Origin of the sequence: Streptomyces xylophagus (assembly GCF_000716435.1) — a bacterium.
Taxonomy (GTDB): Bacteria; Actinomycetota; Actinomycetes; order Streptomycetales; family Streptomycetaceae; genus Streptomyces; species Streptomyces xylophagus.
Window position 1 is genome coordinate 487,890 of the sequence record NZ_JNWO01000007.1, and the last position, 19,848, is coordinate 507,737.

The window sequence follows — 19,848 nt, forward strand, 5'->3', positions numbered from 1 at the left end:
CCTTTCTTCACAGCAGTCGTACTCTGCCGATCTTGAAGGCTCCGGCGACGCTACGGGTGTCTCAAATCGAGACATCTGTTCCATTGGCCTCCGTGTACCGGCGGACGATCGGCTCCAGATAGTCCGCGTGCGGGCCCATCAGGTCCGGGAGTTGGGCCGTCGAGTGGATCAGGGCGATGCGGTCCAGTTCCGGGTCGCGGCCCTGCGCCGTCTCCGCCGCCGCCATGGCCTCGTAGCACTCGCGCAGCCGCTTTGCCGGGAGGGACGGGGCGCGGAACAGGACGCCGATGCCGCCGTTTCCGGCGCGGGTGACGTTCCAGAAGGTGAGGTCGTCGGGCGAGGCGTCGATGCCGGTCTCCTCGACCAACTCCCGTGCGGCGTGCCGGTGCAGAGCCCTCATGTCGAGCGGTTCGTCGCATTCGGGGGGTTCGAGCGAGCCGCCCGGCAGCTGCCAACGTCCCGGTGCCGCCGTGGAGTTCGCCATCCGGCCGACCAACAGGCGTCCGTCGTCGGCGGGTTGGAGGACGGCGACGAAGAAGGACGGCAGCCACGAGGTAGAGAACGGGACGCGTCGCAGGGCGAAGTGCCGGTACGTCGTCCTGGCCCAGGAGACCGTCAGGTCGTGCGGCCCCTCCCGGTCCGCCGCCGCGCACACCAGGACCGGTCCGTCGAAGAAACTCGGGTTGACCCGCACCAACCCGTCCCACACCTCGTTCATGGCCAGCCGCTCCTCGGGCGAGAGCCGAGGAGCGGCGGATTCGACGAGCCGGAGCCGATGGACGTCCAGGAGTTCGGCGCCCGGGCGGCGCGCGCTCTGTTCGATCATCGGCTCATGCTGGCACACCGGCCGGGTCAGTTCAGGGCGCCGGGAGCCATCACCGACGCTTCCTCCTCCGCCTTCAGGAGCGCCGACTCGGAGCCGCCGACGGTCTTTCCTCCGCTACGGCCGGACCGTCGCGCCGGCACCAGGAGCGCGGCCAGCGCGGCCCCGACAAGCAGCACCGTCAGCACCGTGAACCCGTGGGTGTACCCGGAGTCGTACGGCAGGCCGGATGCCTGAAGATGGCCGGTGACTAGGACGCTGGTCACCGCGGCGCCGATGGAGCCGCCGATGGTGCGGATGTTGGCGTTCATGCCGGTCGCGGCGCCGGTCTGCTCGGGCGGGACGCTGCCGACGATGAGGTTGGCCATGGAGGCGAAGGCGAGTCCGATGCCGAGGCCGAAGATGCCCGCGACGAGGGCGATCTGCCACTGCTGGTCGTGCCAGAGGGTGAGGATGCCGCAGGCGACCGCGCCGAGTGCGGCGCCGGTGGTGAGCAGTGCCTTGGCGCCGACGATGGGCTCCAGCCGGCCGCTGAGCACACCGGAGACGAACATCGCGATCAGCATGGGCAGCATGAGGAGTCCGGACGCGGTGACGCTGGCGCCGAAGCCGTAGCCGGCGGACGCGGGGGTCTGGACGAAGCCGGGCAGGAAGGACCAGATCGAGTACATGCCCGCGCCGAAGAGCAGCGCGGCGGTGTTGGTGGTCCACACGGACGGCAGTCGCATCACCTTGAGGTCGATGAGCGGGCTGCGGGAGCCGGCCTCGGCGTACAGCCAGGCCGCGAAGAGTATGACGGCCGCGGCGAACAGGCCTACGACCCGGATGGAGCCCCAGCCCCACCGGCTCGCCTGGCTGAGCGGGAGCAGCAGCGCGACCAGCCAGCCGGACAGGAGTACGGCGCCGGACCAGTTGACGCTGCCCTCGGCGCGGTGGGGCGACTCGGGGACGTAGCGCAGGGCGATGAGGGTGGTGACGGCGACGATGCCGACGGGGAACCAGAACAGCCAGCGGTAGTCGAGCGCGGACACGATGGGACCGGCGGCCACCATGCCGACGCCACCGCCCGCGGCGATCACGGCGGACAGGTTGCTGATGCTGCCGGGGACCCGGGACGCGTCGAACTCGTCGCGGATGATGCCGAAGGACAGCGGGAACAGCGCGCCGCCGATGCCCTGGACGACCCGGGCGATGATCAGGACGCCGATGTTGGGCGCGAGGGCGGCGACCAGACAGCCGGCCAGCACGGCCACGAGGACGGCGACGAGCGTGCGTTTCTTGCCGACCAGGTCACCGACGCGGCCGAGTATCGGGGTGAAGACCGAGGCGGACAGCAGATAGGCCGTCATCACCCAGGTCGCGGTGGACTGGGAGGTGTGCAGCGCGTGCTGGACGGTCGGCAGGGCCGGTGCGATCAGCGACTGCAGCATGGAGAACACGCCCGCACCGGTCGCGAGGACCGCGAAGGTGAGGCGGGTGGACTTGCGGGGCATGGAGAGCCTCTCCGGAACAAGCGAACGGGGGTGCGCCCGCGCAGGCTTTACGGCGGAACGCGCCCACACTGCTAAAGTGGAGGTACCCCTCCACCATAACGGAGGCACACCTCCGGTTCAACCGCGCCCGCCCCAGGGAGGCACCCGTGACGGCCCAGCCGTTCCCCGTCAGCGAGATCGTCGCGGCGCAGAGACCGCACCGCAAGGACGCCGCCCGCAACTACGACGCCCTGCTCGCCGCCGCCCGCGAGGCCTTCGCGGAGCACGGTTCGGAGGCCTCGCTGGAGGACATCGCGCGCCGCGCGGGCGTCGGCATCGGCACCCTCTACCGCAACTTCCCGACCCGCCGGGCGCTCTTCGAGAGCGTCTACGCGGACGAGGTGAACGCGCTGTGCCAGGTCGCCCTGTCCGTCGCGGACCAGGAGCCGTGGGAGGCCCTGAACTCGTGGCTGAACCGATTCGCGGGCTACATGGTGACCAAGCAGGCGGTGCGCGAGGCGCTGGACAACGACTCGGAGATCTTCGGGACCTGCCGCGAGTCGATGTTCTCGGCGGGCGGTCCGCTGTTCGAGCGCGCGCAGAAAGCGGGCGTGGCCCGCACCGACATGGACTTCAGCGATCTGCTGCGCCTGGTGGCCGGGGTCACCGGGACGAAGTTCGTGGACGACACCCAGCGCGACCGCGTCCTGGCCATCGCGCTGGACGGCGTCCGCACGAACCGCTGACGGCCCGTCTACGTGGGAGGCGTTCCCTCGTACGCCGCCCGCAGCAGCGCGAGTACGCCCTCCTCGGTGACCGGCCGGGGGTTGGCGTACGCCTGGCTCACCGTCTGCGCGGCCGCCCTCGCCAAGTCGCCCTCCTTCAGGCCGAGTTCGGCGAGCGAGCGCGGCGCGTCGAGCCGCCGTGCCAGGTCCCACAGGGCGCGTGGGGCGTCCTCGGCGTCCAGCGCGCGGGCCACGGTGGAGGCCGTCACCGGTGCGGCGGGCGCGTTGTACGCCAGCGCGTACGGCAGCACCACCGTGTGCGTCTCGGCGTGGGGCAGCCCGAAGGTGCCGCCGAGGACATGGCACAGCTTGTGGTGCAGGCCCATGGTCGTGGCCCCGAGACAGGAACCGCACAGCCACGCCCCGTACAGGGCGCGGCCCCGGGCCTCCAACGACCTTGGCTCGGCGGCCAGTTCGGGCAGCGCACCCGCCAGCGCCCCTACGCCCTCCTCCGCCATGAGGGCGATCAGGGGTGAGGTGTCCGGCGCGTACAGGGCCTCGACGGCGTGCGCCATCGCGTTGATGCCGCTGGTCACCGTGAGCGGGACGGGGAGTTCCAGGGTGAGTTCGGGATCGTAGACGACGCTGCGGGGCAGGACGGCGGGGTCGCGGCCGGTGCGTTTGGCGCCGTTCTCGGTGAGGCCCCAGACCGGGGTCATCTCCGAGCCTGCGTAGGTGGAGGGCACGGCGATCAGCGGGAGGCCGGTGCGCAGGGCGATCGCCTTGCCGAGGCCGATCGACGAGCCGCCGCCGACCGCGACGCAGCCGTCGGCACCCAGCGAGCGCGCCAACTCGACCGCGCGGTCGGCGACTTCGACCGGGACGTGCATCTTCGCCTCCGCGTGCACCCCGACGCACACCTGCCCCAGCGAGTCGGCGACCGCCTGCGCGATGTCCGCGCCGCGCGCGCCGGAGAGCACCAACACCCGCCGCAGACCGAGCCGTTCGACCTCACCGGCGGTCGCGGTCAGCGCGGCGCCGGGCCGGAAGACGACCCGCATGGGCTGGACGTCGTAGGCGAAGTCGAGGGAGTCCTTCACGACCGCTGCTCCAGTACGAGGTCGAACCGCGCGTGGCGGAAGGGGTTGGCGATGCCGAACTCCCGTGCCAGGGACGGGTCGTCGGTGACGGTGAAGTCCTCGACGAGGCTCTGTTTGACGGCGAAGACGGCGTCGGAGTCGAGGTAGTCGCTGCCCGCGACGAAGATGTGCGTGGTGACGGGGGTGTGGCCGTCGGCCGAGGCGATGAAGTGGATGTGGGCCGGGCGGTAGGGGTGGCGGCCGGTCGCCTTGAGGAGGTCGCCGACCGGGCCGTCGGTGGGGATGGGGTACGGGCTCGGCACACAGGTGCGGAACCAGAAGCGGCCCTCGGCGTCCGTGGTGAACAACCCCCGTCCGTTGCCCGGGGGTTGGACGTCCGGGCGCTGCACGTCGTAGAAGCCGTTGCCGTCGGCCTGCCACACGTCGAGGAGGGCGCCGGGGAGCGGGGTGCCGTCCCCCGACACGATCCGGCCGCTGACCACGCAGGGCTCGCCGCCGCCCACCAGGTCGATGTTCGCGCCGAGTTCACGGACCGGCGACTCGGTCATGTGGAAGGGGCCGAGCACCGTCGACTCGGTGGCGCCGGCCTCGCGGTCGCCGTTGATCGTCTCCACCAGCATCGACAGACCGAGCACGTCCGACAGGAGGATGAACTCCTGCCGGGTGTCCGTACAGGTCTGGCCGGTCTCCGTCAGGAAGCCGATCGCCCGCTCCCACTCCGCCTGGGTGAGGCGGGTCTCCTGCGCGAACGCGTGCAGATGCCGGATCAGGCCCGACAGCAGCTCACGCAGGCGCGGATCGGCGGTGTCCCGCAGACTCGCGACGGCCTCGTCCGTGACGGTGACGTGAGTGGTCATTACGGCTCCCTACCCGATACGAAATGTCAGCCGTGCCCGAGGATGCGCCGCAACGCGTCCGTGAGCAACTGTCCGGCGTTCCCGGCCGCGTCGGCGTGGCGGAAAGCGACATAGCCGTCGGGGCGGACGAGCAGGGCGCCCCCGTCGGACACCTCGCTCAGGCGGGCCCAGTCGCCGTACGGGTCGTCGTACTCCTGGCCGGGGCCGATCACGACCGTGGCGATGTCCAGGGACTGCGCCTCGGCCGCGCGCACCCAGGCGTCGCCGCCGATTCCGGTGAGGAGGGTGAAGCGGCCCTTGCCGACCGTGTCGAGGGTCGAGACGGTGCGGGTGCCGGAGGTGATCCAGGCGTGCGGGAGCTTGGCGCCGGGGCGGGAGCTGGGCTGGTGGTACAGCTCGCGGTCGCGTTCGAAGCCGGGGTCGGGCGTGCCGTCCGGGACGACTGCGGTCGAACTCTCCGCGGAATAGCGCTGGTTGAGGTCGACGCCGTGCGCGTTGAACTCGTACACCTTGAAGGCGATCGCCTCGCGCAGCGCGGCCCGTTGCTTCCCGGCGGCCTCGGTGGCGTCCTTGCGGGCGGCGATGTTGGCCCACAACTGCTCGGGGGTCTGCGGGGAGAGGCCGTCGAGCGCCTCGAAGATCGGGGCGGTCTCGCCGATGGACTTGTTGGCGCGGGTGACGATCTGCTTGCCGACGGGGGCGCGTTCGGCGTCATAGGTGTCGAGGAGCTTCGGCGTCGCGGTGCCGTCGAGGACCAGCTTCAGCTTCCAGGCCAGGTTGTAGGCGTCCTGGATCGAGGTGTTGGAGCCGAGCCCGTTGGACGGCGGGTGGCGGTGCACGGCGTCACCGGCGCACAGGACACGGCCGTTGGCGTAGGTCTCGGCGTACATCTCGTTGACCGTCCACGCCGAGGACGACTTGATGGTCACCGGGATCTCGTCGTCGCCGACCAACTGCCGTACGACGGACAGCGCGTACTCCTCGGTGAGGTCGGGGGCGCCGGCGCTCACGTCGTAGCCCCACACGATCAGCCACTCGTTCCAGGGCTTGACGCAGCGCACCAGGCCCGCGCCGATGCCGCCGACGGTAGCGCCCGGCGCGAGCACCCAGTAGAGGGTGGAGGGGCGGTGCGCGGTGTACTTGCTCAGGTCCGCGTCGAAGACGATGTTGATGCTGCCCGCGACGCCCATCTGGCCGCCCATCGGCAGCCCCGCGTCCTCGGCGACCTGGGAGCGGCCGCCGTCGGCGCCGATCAGGTACTTGGCGCGGATCTGGTACTCGTCGCCGCGCAGCCGGTCCTCGACCGTGACCGTGACACCGTCGTCGTCCTGCTCGAAGGACTTGTAGACCGTGCTGAAGCGGACGTTGGAGCCGCGCGCGAGCGCCGCGTCGATGAGCACGGGCTCCATGAGGTGCTGCGGCATGTCGCACATGCGGGTCGGGCTGGCCAGTTCGTGTGCGGCCTGCACGAGCGGATCGTTGCCCCAGGAGCGGATCCGGCCGAGTTCCTCGCCGGCGAGGCTGGTGCAGAACGTGGTGTTGCCCATCAGGTGCTGCGGTGTCGCCTGGGCCAGCACTTCGTCCTCGACGCCGAGGTCGCGCAGGACCTCCATGGTGCGCTGGTTGGTGATGTGCGCGCGGGGCGTCCTGGTGAGGCGCGAGTAGCGGGTGACGACGATGTGGGGCACGCCGTAGGTGCTCAGCGCCAGCGCGGCGGCGGCGCCGGCCGGGCCGCTGCCCACGATCAGTACGTCGGTCTCGACAACGTGCACGGCGGGACGCTCCAGGGGTGAGACAGCGGTGAGGCGGGAGTGAGAAAGGCACCGACTCTTCACGATCATGATGCGGCCGGGACACGCGCGGGTGTCTCATTACGAGACAGTTACAGCCCCGCGGCGGCTGCCGCCACGGGCCCGATACGGTGAGAGGCGTCATGACCACCGTGGAGCACTCCCCCGCCCTCGCCCCGCTGCGCCAGGCGCGCGAGCGGTTCCTCAGTGACCGCCCGCTGCCCGACGGCATCCCGGACGAGGTCCTCGCCGCTTGGCGCCGCGCCCGCTTCTTCGGCGTACGGCATGACCTCGATGGACCGGTCCAGGATCCCGAACCGCCCGTCGAATCAGCCCTGTTGGAGGCGGCGCGGCCGGTGCTGGAGCGCATCGCGCCGGCCCTCGGCGGCCACTCGGCGCTGCTCCTCACCGACGAGCGGCTGCGGGTGCTGTGGACCGCGGGCGACGTGCCCGGCGACGACCGGTGCCGCGATCTGTCCGAGCGGGAGGTGGGTCACAACAGCGCTGCCCTCGCCCTGCGCACCCGGCAGCAGGCCGAGGTGCACGGCCCCGAGCACTTTCTCGACGTGTGGCAGGACGTGTCGGCGGTCAGTGTGCCGCTGCTCGCCCCGGATTCCGGGCAGGTGCTCGGCACGGTGACCGTCGCGTCCGGCCTGTGCGCCGGGTGCGGCCCGCATCCGGGGGCCGCCCTCGCCGAGGCGGCGGCCATGGCGGTGGAGGCGGAACTGCTGGCCCGCTCCCGTACCGCCGAACGGGTGCTCCTCGACGCCTACACCCGGGCCGCGCACGGCCCGGACCGCGCCGTCGTCGCCCTCGACGGCCGCAACCGCCTCGTCAGCCAGGCCGCGGTACGCCTCGCCACACCCCAGGTACTGACCGCCCTGGAACGCGCGAGCACCAGCGAGGAGCCCTACGACGCCGCGCTCCCCGAAGGCGCCGGGTGCACGGCCGAGATCACTCCGGTACGGCACGAGGGCCGCGTCTTCGGGATCGTGGCCGTCCTCGAAGCGCGCGCCGCCGAGGTACCGTTTCCGTCTCCGCGCCCCGCGCTGGCGCTCGCGGGCGGTTCGGTGCCCTGGCGGCACGCGGTCGCCCGGGCCGTCGAACTTGCCCGGGTCCACGAGCCCCTCCTGCTGACCGGCGAGCGCGGGGCGGGCAAGACCGCGCTCGCCCGTGAACTGCTCGGCGACACCGTGCCCCTGATCGCCGATGCCGCCGAGTCGCCCGAACTCGGCGTGAAATACAGCGAGTTGGCCGACGGCCGCCCCCTGCTCCTGCGGCACGCCGAACGGCTGGCCCAGCCGGACGTCGCCGCGCTCAACTCCCTGCTCGACGAACACCCCGACGTCTTCCTTCTGGTCACCTACACCCCCGGCACTCCCCCGGGCCCCTGCTTCCAGCGTCTCCTGGACACCCTGGCACCCCGGTCGGTCGCCCTGCCCGCGCTGCGTGAACGCCCCGAGGACGTACGGGAGTTGCTGCCGGTCCTGGCACCCCGTCCGGCCTCGGGACAGCCCCCGCTCACCTGGACGCTGGACGCGCTGCGGGCCCTGGAGGAGCACCCGTGGCCCGGGAACGTCACCGAACTCGCCCATGTCGTCAGGGCGTTGGCGGAGCACCGGCGGGTCACCGGCCCGGTGCGGCGGGCCGAGCTGCCCGATCCCGTCCGGGAGGGTCCTGCGGCACGGCGGCTCAGCCCGATGGAGCACGCCGAACGCGCGGCGATCCTGGGGGCGTTGCGCCGGCACGGCGGCAACAAGTCGCGGGCGGCAGCCGCGTTGGGGATCGGCCGGGCGACGCTGTATCGCAAGCTGCGCGGGTACCGGGGCATCTCGTAGGCGGCTGCCGTTCTGTGAGCGTGCCCAACGGGGTTGATCGTGCCCAACGGCGTTATTTGATCAGGGCGTTGGCCACGACGACCACCACCCCGAGCAGCGCGTCCACCGCCCCGATGACCACGGCCGCGATCCAGCTCCGCGCCGACCAGCGGGCCGTGACCAGGCCAAGGCAGAACAGCAGCGCGATGTTGAGGACGAACGCCGCGTACTCGACCCCGTTCGCCGGCCACCAGCCCCAGCCGGCCCCCGCGAGCAGCAGGACGGTGGGCAGCGCGGCGGCGACCAGGGGCCACTCGTCGCGCAGGGTGCGCAGGGCGTCCCAGCGGCGGTGCGGAGCGCGCTCGGCGATGTAGTGGGCGTACCCGTGGGCCAGTGCCGAGGCGGCTGCGGTCACCAGCAGCCACAGGGCGTCGTAGCGGCGGCTGCCCTTGGAGGTGTGGCCGTACTGGGTGAGCGCGGCGACCATCGAGCAGGCCAGGACGGCGCCGTAGACGCCCCCGAAGAGGATGTTCTCCCGGGTGGTGTGCGGGTGCGGCTCGGGGACGGTCGCCGTGGTCTGCGCCATGCCCTCCACGATCACCCGGCCCCGCCGGGGCCGCCACTCCGCGACGAAGTGTCCTCCGACCTGGGCCGATACCCCACACAGTGTCCACGCCCGGGGCGGGCGGCGCCGGGCTAGGGTCGCGGCATGACGCACAGTTTCGTTGTCCGCATCCCCGACGCCGCGCTCGAACCCGAGCCGCTCGACCCGGCGCAGATCGTCTCCGGTAGGCCCGAGGTCACCGGGAAGGTCGTGTGGGAGTCCGAGGACGGGCGGCAGATCCGCGGGATCTGGCAGATCACCCCGGGCGTGGTCACCGACACCGAGGCGGACGAGCTGTTCGTCGTGATCAGCGGCTCGGCGACCATCGAGGTCGAGGGCGGGGAGACCCTGAAGGTCGGTCCCGGGGACATGGCCGTGCTCCGCGCGGGCGACCGTACGACGTGGACGGTGCACGAGACGCTCCGCAAGGCGTACGCGATCAATCTGTGACGACCCTCAACGGGCCCCCGCCATGGGCATGTTGTAGGGCGTGACGACCTGGATCGCGGACGGCAGGACCGGGCCCGCGGGCGGCAGGGCGTCGTGCGCGCGCATCACGATGCGGCAGGCCTCGCGCACGTCCTGGCGCAGGTCGTGGTGGAGGACGGCCGACAGCCGCTGCTCGTGCAGCAGCCGGGTGTTGTCGTGGTCGAGGTCGTGCGCGACGAACACGGCGCACTCGCGGTCGAGGTCGGCGAAGGCGCGCAGCGTCGCGATGTTGCCGCCGCCGATCGAGTAGACCGCGCGGATGTCCGGGTCGCGCTCGAGGGCGGCGCGGACGAGGTCGTACTGGGTGGCGTCCAGGCCGTGGCCCTCGGTGATCTCGACGAGGGCCCGGTCCGGGTAGCGGGCGCGCATGGTGCTGCGGAAGCCCATCTCGCGTTCCTCCTCGTTGCGGAAGAAGCCGCTGCTCAGGCTGGTGAGGACGTTGCCGGGGCGGTCGCCGAGCCACTGGCCCATCAGATAGGCGGCCGTGGCGCCCGCCGCCCGGTTGTCGATGCCGACGTAGGCGACGCGGGCGCTCGCGGGCAGGTCGGTGACCAGGGTGACGACGGGGATGCCGGCGGTGACGAGCCGGCCGACGGCCGCGGTGACCTCGGGGACGTCCGGCGCCTTGAGGATGACGCCCTGCGAGCCGCGCCGCGCGATCCGGTCCAGGGTGCCGACCAGCTCCTTCACCGGCGCGGTCTCCCGGAAGTGGAAGCGGGAGCGCACGACGGCCGGGTGCAGGTCGGGCAGCTCGGCCTCGAGCGCGGCCCGGACGGCGGTGGAGAACCGCTCCGGCGTCTGCATCACTATGTCGATCATGAAGGTCCGGCCGACCAGCCGGACCTGGGTGCGCTGCCGGTCGAGATCGGCGATGGCCTGCCGCACCTCACGCTCGGTGCTCTCCCGGACTCCGCCCCTGCCGTTCAGGACCCGGTCCACGGTCGCCTCGCTGAGGCCCGCCTGACGTGCGATTTCCCTGATGGGGAAGGGGTGGCCCACCGCTCGCCTCCTTGAGGGGATTTTGATGGCTCGCTGCCGGTTGTTCGAAGGGTTTGTCATGACAAGAATGGCAGAGCCGCACCACTCCGTGACCCGAGGGGACGACGATGTCCATCACCTCCGCAGCACACCCCGCCCGGCTCACCGAGCAGGACTGCGATCTCGACGCCTTCCGCGCGCTCGTCGAGCAGCCGACCGACCCGGCCGACTTCCCGTACGCGTCCTCGGTCGAGCGGAACGTCCTCGTCTACGAAAGTGACCGGCTCCGCAAGTCCGTGGCGGCCGGCGAGCGCCGCGAGGTGCAGGCCGAACTGATGCGGGCGTTCACCGAGGGGCCCGGCATCGTGGTCCTTCAGGGCGCCTTCCCTGACCTGTCGGTGGTGGACCGTGCGACCCAGGTCTTCGACGCCCTGATCGCCGAGCAGCGTGCCTCGGGCGCGGGCGCCGGTGACCACTTCGCGAAGCCGGGGGCCAACGACCGGGTGTGGAACGCCCTGGAGAAGGCCGCGCTCTACGACCCGGAGGCGTTCGCCGACTACTACGCGAACGACATGCTGGCCCTTGTGTCCGTCGCCTGGCTCGGCCCCGGCTACCAGGTCACCTCGCAGATCAACGTGGTCCACCCGGGCGGCGCGGCGCAGACCGTGCACCGCGACTACCATCTCGGGTTCCTCAGCAACGAGGTCGCCGCCGACTACCCGGCGCACGTGCACCGCCTCTCGCCCGTGCTCACGCTCCAAGGGGCGGTCGCGCACTGCGACATGCCGGTCGAGTCGGGGCCGACGATGTACCTGCCGCACTCGCAGAAGTACGAGCCCGGCTATCTGGCGTGGCGACTGCCGGAATTCCAGGCCTACTTCGAGTCCCACTACATCCAACTCCCGCTCGCCAAGGGCGATGCCGCGTTCTTCAACCCCGCGCTGTTCCACGCGGCCGGTACCAACCGCACGGCGGACGTCCGGCGCATGGCCAATCTGCTCCAGGTGTCGTCCGCGTTCGGGCGGGCCATGGAGACGGTGGACCGCGAGGCCGTCACCAACGCGGTCTTCCCGGTCCTGCTCAGGCGCAAGGCCGAGGGCGTCGGCGAGGAGTGGCTGGACACGGTCGTCGCGGCGAGCGCCGAGGGCTACCCCTTCCCGACCAACCTCGACAACGACCCGCCCGTCGAGGGGCTGGCCCCGCCCTCGCAGGCCGACGTCGTACGCCGCGCGGTGCGTGAGGGCTGGGCTCCGGACGCGCTCCGCGGGGAGCTGCGGGCCGGTGCCGAGCGGCGCGAGAGCTGAGACCGGGCACTGAGGGCTGAGGACTGGGAAACACCATGGGACTTCGACTTCTCGACGACAAGGTCGTCCTCGTCAACGGGGGCAGCCAGGGCGTGGGCGCCGCGATCGCGCGGGCGGCGGTGCGCGAGGGCGCGGTGGTGGTGATCACCGGCCGCCGTACGGAGGTGGGCGAGAAGTTCGCCGCGGACACCGGCGCCCACTTCGTCCGGGCCGACCTCGCCGATCCGGCGCAGGCGCGCGACAGCGTCGTACGCACCGTCGAGACCCACGGACGCGTCGACTGCCTCGTCAACGCCGCGGGACTGACATCACGCGGCTCACTGCTGGACACCACCCCGGAACTGTTCGACCAGCACATGGCGATCAACCTGAAAGCGCCGTTCTTCGCCATGCAGGCGGCGGTCGCCGACATGACCGCCCGCGAGGCACCCGGGACCATCGTCAACATCGGCTCCAACTGCGCCCACGGCGGACCGCCCTTCCTCGCCCCGTACTCCGCGGCCAAGGCCGGCCTCGCGGGCCTGACCCGCAACGCCGCCCACGCCCACCGCTTCGACCGGATCCGCATCAACACCGTCAACATCGGCTGGACGGACACCGAGGGCGAGGATGTCGTCCAGCGGGCCTTCCACGGCGCCGGGGACGACTGGGTCGCACAGGCCGCCGCCCGGCTGCCGATGGGCAAGCTCGGCCAGCCGGACGAGATCGCGGACTTCGTGGTGTTCCTGCTGTCCGACCGGTCCGGGGTGGTCACCGGCTCGGTGATCGACTGGGACCAGAACGTCCTGGGCATCCTCGACTGACTTTCCGCACCCGTAACGAACCCGCACCTCTCAAGAAAGCAAGAGCCCCCATGCGCATCGGAATCCTCGGCCTCGGCCGTATCGGCGCCTTCCACGCCGAGACCCTCTCCGGACTCGACTCGGTCGAGTCGCTCGTCGTGGCCGACCCGTTCGCGGAGGCCGCGAAGAAGGCCGCCGAGCGGTTCGGCGCCGAGGTCGCGGACTCCCCGGAGGCCGTGCTGGCCGCCGGGGTCGACGGGGTCGTGATCGCCGCGGCGACCGACGCCCACCCGAGCCTGATCCTGGCCGCCGTCGAGGCGGGCATCCCCGTGTTCTGCGAGAAGCCCGTCGCCAAGACCATGGCCGAGGGCGTCAAGGTCCTCAAGGCCGTCGAGGGCAGCGACGTGCCGATCCAGATCGGCTACAACCGTCGCTTCGACGCCGGCTTCGTGGCCGCGCGCGCCGCCGTGCAGTCCGGCGAACTGGGCAAGCTGCACACCGTGCGCTCGACGACGCTGGACCCGGCGCCGCCGCCGGCCGCGTACATCGCCGCGTCCGGGGGCATCTTCCGGGACTGTTCCGTGCACGACTTCGACATCATCCGCTGGGTCACCGGCCGTGAGGTCACCGAGGTGTACGCGGTCGGCGGCAACCGGGGCGCCGAGTACATCAAGGAGGCCGGCGACGCCGACACCACCGGCGCCATCCTCACCCTGGACGACGGCACCATCGCGGTGGTCTCCAACTCCCGCCACAACGCCCGGGGTTACGACGTCCGCATGGAGATCCACGGCTTCACGGACTCCATCGCGGTCGGCCTGGAGGACAAGCTGCCGCTGCGTTCCGTGGAGCCCGGCGTGACCTTCCCGGCGGGCACCCCGCACGACTTCTTCATGGACCGCTTCACGGCCGCCTACCGCGCCGAACTCACCGCGTTCACCGAGGTCGTGGCCGGCACCCGCACCTCCCCGTGCACGGTCGCGGACGCCCTGGAGGCGGGCTGGATCGCGGACGCCTGCACCCTGTCGCTCCACGAGCACCGCCCCGTCACCATCCAGGAGGTACGCGAAGCATGAGCGGTCCGGGCCGGGAACCACTGCGCATCGGAGTACTGGGAGCGGCTCGGATCACCGAGAACTCCCTGATCGGTCCCGCCCGGACGACCGGCCACCGCATCGTCGCGGTGGCCGCGCGCGACCGGTCCCGCGCGGAGGCGTACGCCGCCGCGCACCGCGTCGAACGGGTCGCGGACTCCTACGCCGACCTGCTCGCCGACCCGGAGGTGGAGGTCGTCTACAACCCCCTCGCCAACGGCCTGCACGGACCGTGGAACCTCGCCGCGCTCGCGGCGGGCAAGCACGTCCTGTCGGAGAAACCGTCGGCGAGCAACGCCGAGGAAGCGGCCGAGGTCAAAGAGGCGGCGGCGAAGTCCGGAACGGTCTTCATGGAGGCCTTCCACTACCTCTTCCACCCCGTCACCCGGCGCCTGCACGAGCTGCTGGCCTCCGGTGAACTCGGCGAACTGCGGCACATCGAGACGCTCGTCGCGATCCAGGCCCCGGCGGACACCGACCCGCGCTGGTCGCTCGACCTGGCCGGCGGCGCCGTGATGGACCTGGGCTGCTACAGCCTGCACGCCCAGCGCATGCTGGCCCCCTGGGCGGGCGGCGCACCCCGGCTCGTCTCCGCGAAGGGCGGCGAACGCGCGGGCGCCCCGGGCGTCGACGAGTGGCTGGACGCCGACCTCGCCTTCCCGAGCGGCGCCACCGGCTCCGCCCGCTGCCACATGGCGTACGACAAGCTGGAGATGAGCTGCCGGATCATCGGCAGCCGGGGCGAGGCGTTCGCACCGAACTTCGTGCTCCCCCAGCTGGACGACCGCATCGTGATCCGCACGACGGACGGCGAACGCACGGAGCGGCTGGGCCGGAGGTCGTCGTACACCTATCAACTGGAAGCGTTCGCCGCCAGGTTGAGGGAGGGCGCGCCTCTCCCGCTGGGTCCGGACGACGCGGTGGCGACGATGACACTGATCGACGAGGCCTATCGGGCGGCGGGGTTCGCGCCCAGGCCGCGCGTGTCGGTGCCGGAGTAAAAAACGCACGACGGGTCAACACAGCGACGCCCGGACGGTTTCGTCCGGGCGTTCCGCATGCCGCCAAGTGGCGGGCTACCGATAGAACTCGGGCCGCTCCACCAACTCCACCTCCACCCTCTCCCCCTCTTCCAACGCCCGTACCCCCGCCTCGCACACGGCCGCCGCCGCGTACCCGTCCCAGACGCTCGGGCCGGTGACCTCGCCGCGGCGGGTCGCGTCCACCCAGGTCTGGAGCTCACGGTCGTAGGCGTCGGCGAAGCGCTCGATGAAGTCCTGGGCGATGGTGCCGCCCCAGCGGCCGGCCATGTTGGTGACCATGGCGTGGCCGTCGCCGATGCGAGCGGTGCCGCGTTCGCAGACGATCTCGGCCTGGACCTGGTAGCCGAAGCCGCAGTTGACGAACATCTCGACGTCGACGATCACGCCGCCGTCGGTCTCGAAGACGACGAACTGCGGGTCCTGGAGGTCGTCCGGGGCGCTCGCCGAGGGGCGCGGGCGCAGCACCGTCACCGCCGTGATCTCGTGACCGAGGAGCCAACGGGTCGCGTCGGTCTCGTGGGCCACGGAGTCGCTGATGAGCATGGAGCTGGTGAAGCCGGGCGGGCTGGCCGCGTTGCGGTGCCGGTTGTGGAGCATGAGTGGGCGGCCCAACTGGCCTGTCTTCAGTAGGGACTTGAGCTTCATGTACTCCGCGTCGTAGCGGCGCATGAAGCCCACCTGCACCCTGCGGTGGCCGAGGCGTACCTCCGCCTCCAGCACCCGCAGTGCCGAGGCCGCGTCCGGAGTCAGCGGCTTCTCGCACAGGACGGGCAGATCGTGTTCGAAGGCCGTCAGCAGGGCCGCCTCGTGGGCGGGGCCCGGTGAGGCGATCAGGACCGCGTCGACGTCGGCCGCCGCCATCGCCGCGGCCGGGTCGGTGTACGCCGTGCAGCCGTCGACACCGGCCGCGATCCGTTTGGCGCGCTCGGCGTCGACGTCCACGACGGCGGTCACCCGGGCCCCGTTGACCACGTCCTCGATCCTGCGGACGTGGTCGGCCCCCATCTTTCCGGTTCCGACGACTGCCACTCCGAGCGGGTCGCGCGGGTTCATGGCCATCGGCCGTCCTTTCGGGTCGTCAGGATCGCCAGGTTCGTCAAGCACCGCAGGAACGGAGGAACTTGCGGGTGCGCTCCGCGATGGGGAAGGGCCTGTCCGGCTCGCACGGGTACATGTCCTGCTCGACGATCGCGAACAGCTCCACGCCCAGGCGCTGCGCCGCGATCAGCACCGGCTCCAACTCCGGTACGCCGGACGGCGGTTCGCACATCACTCCGCGCTGCACGGCCGGTCCGAACGGCACCTCGTTCTTGACGACGTCGGCGAGGATCTCCGGGTCGACCTGCTTGAGGTGCAGATAGCCGATGCGTTCGCCGTACGTCTCGATCAGCTTGACGCTGTCGCCGCCGCAGTAGGCGTAATGCCCGGTGTCCAGGCAGAGGTTGACCAGTTCGGAGTCGGTCGAGTCGAGGAAGCGCTCGACGTGGTCCTCGGTGTCGAGGTGCGTGTCGGCGTGCGGGTGGACGACGATGTCGAGCCCGTACGTCTCCTTGACCTCGTGGCCGAGGCGCTCCATGCCCTTGGTGAGGTGCGCCCACTGCTCGCCGGTCAGCTCCGGCGGCTCCAGGATCTCGGCGGTCTTGTCGTCCCGCCAGAAGGAGGGGATGACGACCAGGTGCCGCGCGCCCATCGCCTGGGTGAGCGCGGCCACTTGGCTGACGTGCTCCCACGTGGCGTCCCAGACCGAGGGGCCGCGGTGCAGGCCGGTGAAGACCGTGCCCGCGGAGACCTTCAGATCACGCCGGTCGATCTCGTCCGTGAGCCGGGCCGGATCGCTCGGCAGATAGCCGTACGGGCCCAGCTCGATCCAGGAGTAACCGGCCTGCGCGACCTCGTCCAGGAACCGTTCCCACGGCACCTGTTGGGGGTCGTCCGGGAACCACACACCCCAGGAGTCGGGGGCGGAGCCGACCCGGATCCGGTCCAGGAAGGGACGGTCGGGCATGTCAGGACGTCCCTTCCGAAGACGTGGACACCGGAGCCTTCTCGGGAGACGCGGTCACTGTGGCCTTGAGGTCCTTCTCCTCGGGGAGCTCCTCGACGTCGACGCCTCGGACCTGGGACAACTCGTGCTTGAGCGCGGCGAGTTCGGTGCCGCCGGCCATGTGGTTGGTCAGCTCTTCGAGGGTGATCTCGCTGCGCTCGGCCGACAGTTCCATGGTGCCCAGGCGCAGGACGCTGAAGTGGTCGCCGACCATGTAGGCGTGGTGGGGGTTGTGGGTGATGAAGATGACCCCGAGACCGCGTTCGCGGGCCGCGGCCACGTACTTGAGGACCACGCCGGACTGCTTGACGCCCAGGGCGGCGGTGGGCTCGTCCAGGATGAGGACGCGGGCGCCGAAGTAGACGGCGCGGGCGATGGCCACGCACTGGCGCTGGCCGCCGGAGAGGGTGCCGATGGGCTGGTCCAGGTTGTCCAGGACGATGCCCATGTTGCGCAGTTCCTCGTCCGCGGTCTTCTTCATCCGCTCGATGTCGAGACGGCGCACGGGCCAGGGGCCCTTCGTCATCTCCGAGCCGAGGAAGAAGTTGCGCCACACCGGCATCAACGGCACAACAGCCAGGTCCTGGTAGACCGTCGCGATGCCCTTGTCGAGTGCCTGGCGCGGGGTGGTGAAGTGCACGGGCTCGCCGTCGACGAGGAACTCGCCCTCGGTGTGCTGGTGCAGCCCGGAGATGATTTTGATCAGGGTCGACTTGCCCGCGCCGTTGTCGCCGAGGACGCAGGTGACCTGGCCGGGGCGGACGGCGAGGTCGACGCCGTGCAGGGCGCGGACATTGCCGTAGGACTTGCCGGTGTTGCGCAGTTGGACGATCGGCGCGTCCGCGTCCTGGGGCGCGCTGTCCGTGAGGATGGCGCCGTGAGTGCCGGATTCGTTGCTTGCCATGAAGGTCACCTCCGGGTCGCGGTGCGCTGGACCCACAGATTGATGAGGACGGCGCCGAGCAGCATCACGCCGAGGAACGCCTTGAACCAGTCGGGGTTCCAGCCGGCGTAGACGATGCCCTGCTGCACCATGCCGAACATGAACGCGCCGAACCAGGCACCGAAACCGACCAGCATGAACAGGGAGATCTTCGTGAACGCGACGGGCACGCCGACGGCCCGCGCGGAGTCCTTGTTCCCACCGACCGCGAAGATCCAGTTGCCGTACTTCGTCCGCAGGAGCACCCAGGTGGCGATCGCCGCGAACACCAGCCAGTAGATGATCGTGATCTTCACGTTGACGCCGCCGACGTCGAAGGACGTCGCAAAGACCTTCTTGGCCTGGCCGAAGCCGTCCATGTTGCTGATGTCGTCGGTCGCCACGTTGCCGGTGACCAGCTTCGTCACCGCGAGGTTGACGCCCTGCAGGATCAGGAAGCTGCCCAGGGTGACCAGGAAGCTCGGCAGCCCGGTCTTGACGACCATCCAGCCGTTGAGGAAGCCGATCCCCAGCGACACGAGCAGCGCGACGAACACACCGACCCACACGTTCATGGTCAGTTGGTAGCTGAGCATGCTCGCGGTCAGCGCCGAGGTGATGACGGCGACGCCGGCGGAGAGGTCGAACTCCCCGCCGATCATCAGCAGGGCGACCGGCAGCGCCATGATGCCGATCGTGGACGAGCTGTAGAGGATGTTCGCCATCGAGGCGCCGTCCCGCACCGGCGGAGCGGCGATCAGGAAGAACACGTACACCGCGGCCGCGCCGAGGAAGACACCGACCTCGGGCCGGGCCAACAGCCGTATCGCCAGGGGCCGTTCAGAGGTCCGGCCGTCGGTTTCCTTCGGGCCGGAGGCCGGCGGTGTGGACACCGCCGGCTCGGCGTGCTGGGTCATGCTCATCACCGGGTTCCGTTGGCTGCGTACTTGGCGACGGCTGCGACGTTGGTCTTGTCGACGAAGGCCGGGCCGGTCAGTACGGGCTGCTCACCGCCACCGCTGTAGTTGCCGTTGTTCTTGTACAGCCACAGCGAGTCGATCGCCAAGTAGCCCTGGAGGTACGGCTGCTGGTCGACGGCGAACTGAATGGTGCCCTTGCTGATCGCGGTCGTGAGGTCCTTGTTGAGGTCGAAGGTGGCGATCTTCGCCTTGCTGCCCGCGTCGGACACCGACTGCACGGCCGTCAGCGCGAACGGGGCGCCGAGGGTGACCACGTAGTCGATGGCCTTGTCCTGGGTGAGCTTGGCGGTGATCGTCGACTTCACGGACGGCATGTCGGTGCCGTTGACGTTCAGTGTCTCGACACTGCCGCTGAACGTCTTCTTCACGCCGTCGCAGCGCTGGGTCAGGCCGATGTTGCCCTGCTCCTGGATGACACAGACGGCCTTCTTGGCGCCGATCGAGTTCAGCTTGTTGCCGAGCGCCTCGCCGGCCACCGTCTCGTCCTGGCCGAAGAACTCCAGCAGTCCGAGCTTCTTCCAGTCGCTGAGACCGGAGTTGAGGCCCACGACCGGTATGTTCGCGGACTTCGCCTTGCCGATGACGTCCTTCAGGGCGTCGGGCTTGGCGAGGGTGACCGCGATGCCGTCGACCTTCTGGTCGATCGCGTTCTGCACCAGGTTCGACTGGTTGCCCGCGTTCGGGTCGGCCGAGTAGATGAGCTTGATGTTGTCCTTGTCGGCGGCGGCCTGGGCGCCCTTGCGGACGATGTCCCAGAACGTGTCGCCCGGCGCCTGGTGCGTGACAAGGGCGACCGTCATGCGCGGAGTGCTGGCCTTGCCCGCGGAGGCGCCGGAGGAGTCCTCCGTGGACTTCTTGCCGCCCGAGCTGCTGGAGCAGCCGGCGAGGGTCAGTGCCGCTGCCGCGGCCACCGCCACGAAGGGGGCCATTCTGCGCGAACGGGAGTGGGAAGAACGGTCCATCTTTCCTGCACCTCACTGTGCTTCAGGGGAAAGGGAGCAATGATCGCAGAGATCCGGGCTCG

19 protein-coding genes are annotated in these 19,848 nt (G+C 70.7%); 7 read left to right on the forward strand and 12 right to left on the reverse strand.

Features of this window, described 5'->3' with window-relative positions; translation table 11 throughout:
• Window positions 1–61 precede the first annotated feature (61 nt).
• Together OO70_RS17160 and OO70_RS17165 are read right to left on the reverse strand one after the other, a co-directional pair.
• A complete protein-coding gene (locus OO70_RS17160) occupies window positions 62–826 on the reverse strand; it encodes an NUDIX domain-containing protein (protein ID WP_043671122.1) in 765 nt (254 codons plus the stop codon).
• 26 nt (window positions 827–852) lie between these two features.
• Window positions 853–2,316: an MFS transporter gene (locus tag OO70_RS17165; RefSeq protein ID WP_043671126.1), complete on the reverse strand. Its 1,464-nt coding sequence runs from the start codon at window positions 2,314–2,316 to the stop codon at window positions 853–855.
• A 146-nt stretch (window positions 2,317–2,462) separates the two neighbouring features.
• Between OO70_RS17165 and OO70_RS17170 the strand changes: the two genes are divergently transcribed.
• Entirely contained in the window at window positions 2,463–3,041 is a 579-nt protein-coding gene (locus OO70_RS17170; protein WP_043671129.1) for a TetR/AcrR family transcriptional regulator, read from the forward strand.
• Between the two features lie 8 nt (window positions 3,042–3,049).
• Here OO70_RS17170 and OO70_RS17175 read toward each other — a convergent pair whose 3' ends face one another.
• From OO70_RS17175 to OO70_RS17185, 3 genes are read right to left on the reverse strand one after another with little or no spacing between them, the layout of a single operon-like run.
• Complete coding sequence (locus OO70_RS17175) at window positions 3,050–4,120, reverse strand: maleylacetate reductase (RefSeq protein WP_043671133.1); 1,071 nt, start codon at window positions 4,118–4,120, stop codon at window positions 3,050–3,052.
• Complete coding sequence (locus tag OO70_RS17180) at window positions 4,117–4,977, reverse strand: intradiol ring-cleavage dioxygenase (protein ID WP_043671136.1); 861 nt, start codon at window positions 4,975–4,977, stop codon at window positions 4,117–4,119. The genes OO70_RS17175 and OO70_RS17180 overlap by 4 nt, the downstream gene beginning before the upstream one ends.
• Window positions 4,978–5,003: 26 nt before the next feature.
• Window positions 5,004–6,749, reverse strand: coding sequence for an FAD-dependent oxidoreductase (locus tag OO70_RS17185; RefSeq protein WP_043671139.1), 1,746 nt, complete (start codon window positions 6,747–6,749; stop codon window positions 5,004–5,006).
• 161 nt (window positions 6,750–6,910) lie between these two features.
• Here OO70_RS17185 and OO70_RS17190 point away from each other — a divergent pair, with 161 nt between their 5' ends.
• The gene (locus OO70_RS17190) at window positions 6,911–8,605 is read left to right on the forward strand and encodes a sigma-54-dependent Fis family transcriptional regulator (protein WP_051741313.1); all 1,695 of its coding nucleotides are present in this window, start codon (window positions 6,911–6,913) and stop codon (window positions 8,603–8,605) included.
• Between the two features lie 52 nt (window positions 8,606–8,657).
• Here the strand turns inward: OO70_RS17190 and OO70_RS17195 are convergent, their stop codons facing one another.
• Window positions 8,658–9,170, reverse strand: coding sequence for a hypothetical protein (locus OO70_RS17195; RefSeq protein ID WP_043672638.1), 513 nt, complete (start codon window positions 9,168–9,170; stop codon window positions 8,658–8,660).
• A 123-nt stretch (window positions 9,171–9,293) separates the two neighbouring features.
• Between OO70_RS17195 and OO70_RS17200 the strand changes: the two genes are divergently transcribed.
• Window positions 9,294–9,638: a cupin domain-containing protein gene (locus tag OO70_RS17200; protein WP_043671144.1), complete on the forward strand. Its 345-nt coding sequence runs from the start codon at window positions 9,294–9,296 to the stop codon at window positions 9,636–9,638.
• Between the two features lie 6 nt (window positions 9,639–9,644).
• Here OO70_RS17200 and OO70_RS17205 read toward each other — a convergent pair whose 3' ends face one another.
• Complete coding sequence (locus OO70_RS17205; RefSeq protein WP_043671147.1) at window positions 9,645–10,676, reverse strand: LacI family DNA-binding transcriptional regulator; 1,032 nt, start codon at window positions 10,674–10,676, stop codon at window positions 9,645–9,647.
• Window positions 10,677–10,783: 107 nt separating this feature from the next.
• Here OO70_RS17205 and OO70_RS17210 point away from each other — a divergent pair, with 107 nt between their 5' ends.
• Genes OO70_RS17210 through OO70_RS17225 form a run of 4 tightly spaced genes read left to right on the forward strand, consistent with a single transcriptional unit; the run spans window position 10,784 to window position 14,836 of the window.
• A complete protein-coding gene (locus OO70_RS17210; protein WP_043671150.1) occupies window positions 10,784–11,959 on the forward strand; it encodes a phytanoyl-CoA dioxygenase family protein in 1,176 nt (391 codons plus the stop codon).
• Between the two features lie 35 nt (window positions 11,960–11,994).
• Window positions 11,995–12,762 carry an SDR family oxidoreductase gene (locus tag OO70_RS17215; RefSeq protein WP_043671153.1) on the forward strand — a complete coding sequence of 256 codons (768 nt, stop codon included), beginning with the start codon at window positions 11,995–11,997 and terminating at the stop codon, window positions 12,760–12,762.
• A 50-nt stretch (window positions 12,763–12,812) separates the two neighbouring features.
• Window positions 12,813–13,817 carry a Gfo/Idh/MocA family protein gene (locus OO70_RS17220; RefSeq protein WP_043671156.1) on the forward strand — a complete coding sequence of 335 codons (1,005 nt, stop codon included), beginning with the start codon at window positions 12,813–12,815 and terminating at the stop codon, window positions 13,815–13,817.
• A complete protein-coding gene (locus OO70_RS17225; protein WP_043671159.1) occupies window positions 13,814–14,836 on the forward strand; it encodes a Gfo/Idh/MocA family protein in 1,023 nt (340 codons plus the stop codon). The genes OO70_RS17220 and OO70_RS17225 overlap by 4 nt, the downstream gene beginning before the upstream one ends.
• Before the next feature lie 75 nt (window positions 14,837–14,911).
• On the opposite strand, the gene OO70_RS17230 is transcribed toward OO70_RS17225, so the two are convergent.
• The 5 genes from OO70_RS17230 to OO70_RS17250 are packed head-to-tail and all read right to left on the reverse strand — an operon-like array spanning window position 14,912 to window position 19,786.
• Complete coding sequence (locus OO70_RS17230) at window positions 14,912–15,931, reverse strand: Gfo/Idh/MocA family protein (protein ID WP_043672642.1); 1,020 nt, start codon at window positions 15,929–15,931, stop codon at window positions 14,912–14,914.
• Window positions 15,932–15,974: 43 nt separating this feature from the next.
• Entirely contained in the window at window positions 15,975–16,883 is a 909-nt protein-coding gene (locus OO70_RS17235; protein ID WP_043671162.1) for a sugar phosphate isomerase/epimerase family protein, read from the reverse strand.
• Window position 16,884: 1 nt separating this feature from the next.
• Window positions 16,885–17,826, reverse strand: coding sequence for an ATP-binding cassette domain-containing protein (locus OO70_RS17240; RefSeq protein WP_043672645.1), 942 nt, complete (start codon window positions 17,824–17,826; stop codon window positions 16,885–16,887).
• Between the two features lie 5 nt (window positions 17,827–17,831).
• Window positions 17,832–18,767, reverse strand: a complete 936-nt coding sequence (locus OO70_RS17245; RefSeq protein ID WP_043671165.1) for an ABC transporter permease — start codon at window positions 18,765–18,767, stop codon at window positions 17,832–17,834.
• On the reverse strand, window positions 18,767–19,786 hold the full coding sequence (locus OO70_RS17250; RefSeq protein ID WP_043671167.1) for a substrate-binding domain-containing protein: 1,020 nt from the start codon (window positions 19,784–19,786) through the stop codon (window positions 18,767–18,769). The genes OO70_RS17245 and OO70_RS17250 overlap by 1 nt, the downstream gene beginning before the upstream one ends.
• Between the last annotated feature and the right edge of the window lie 62 nt (window positions 19,787–19,848).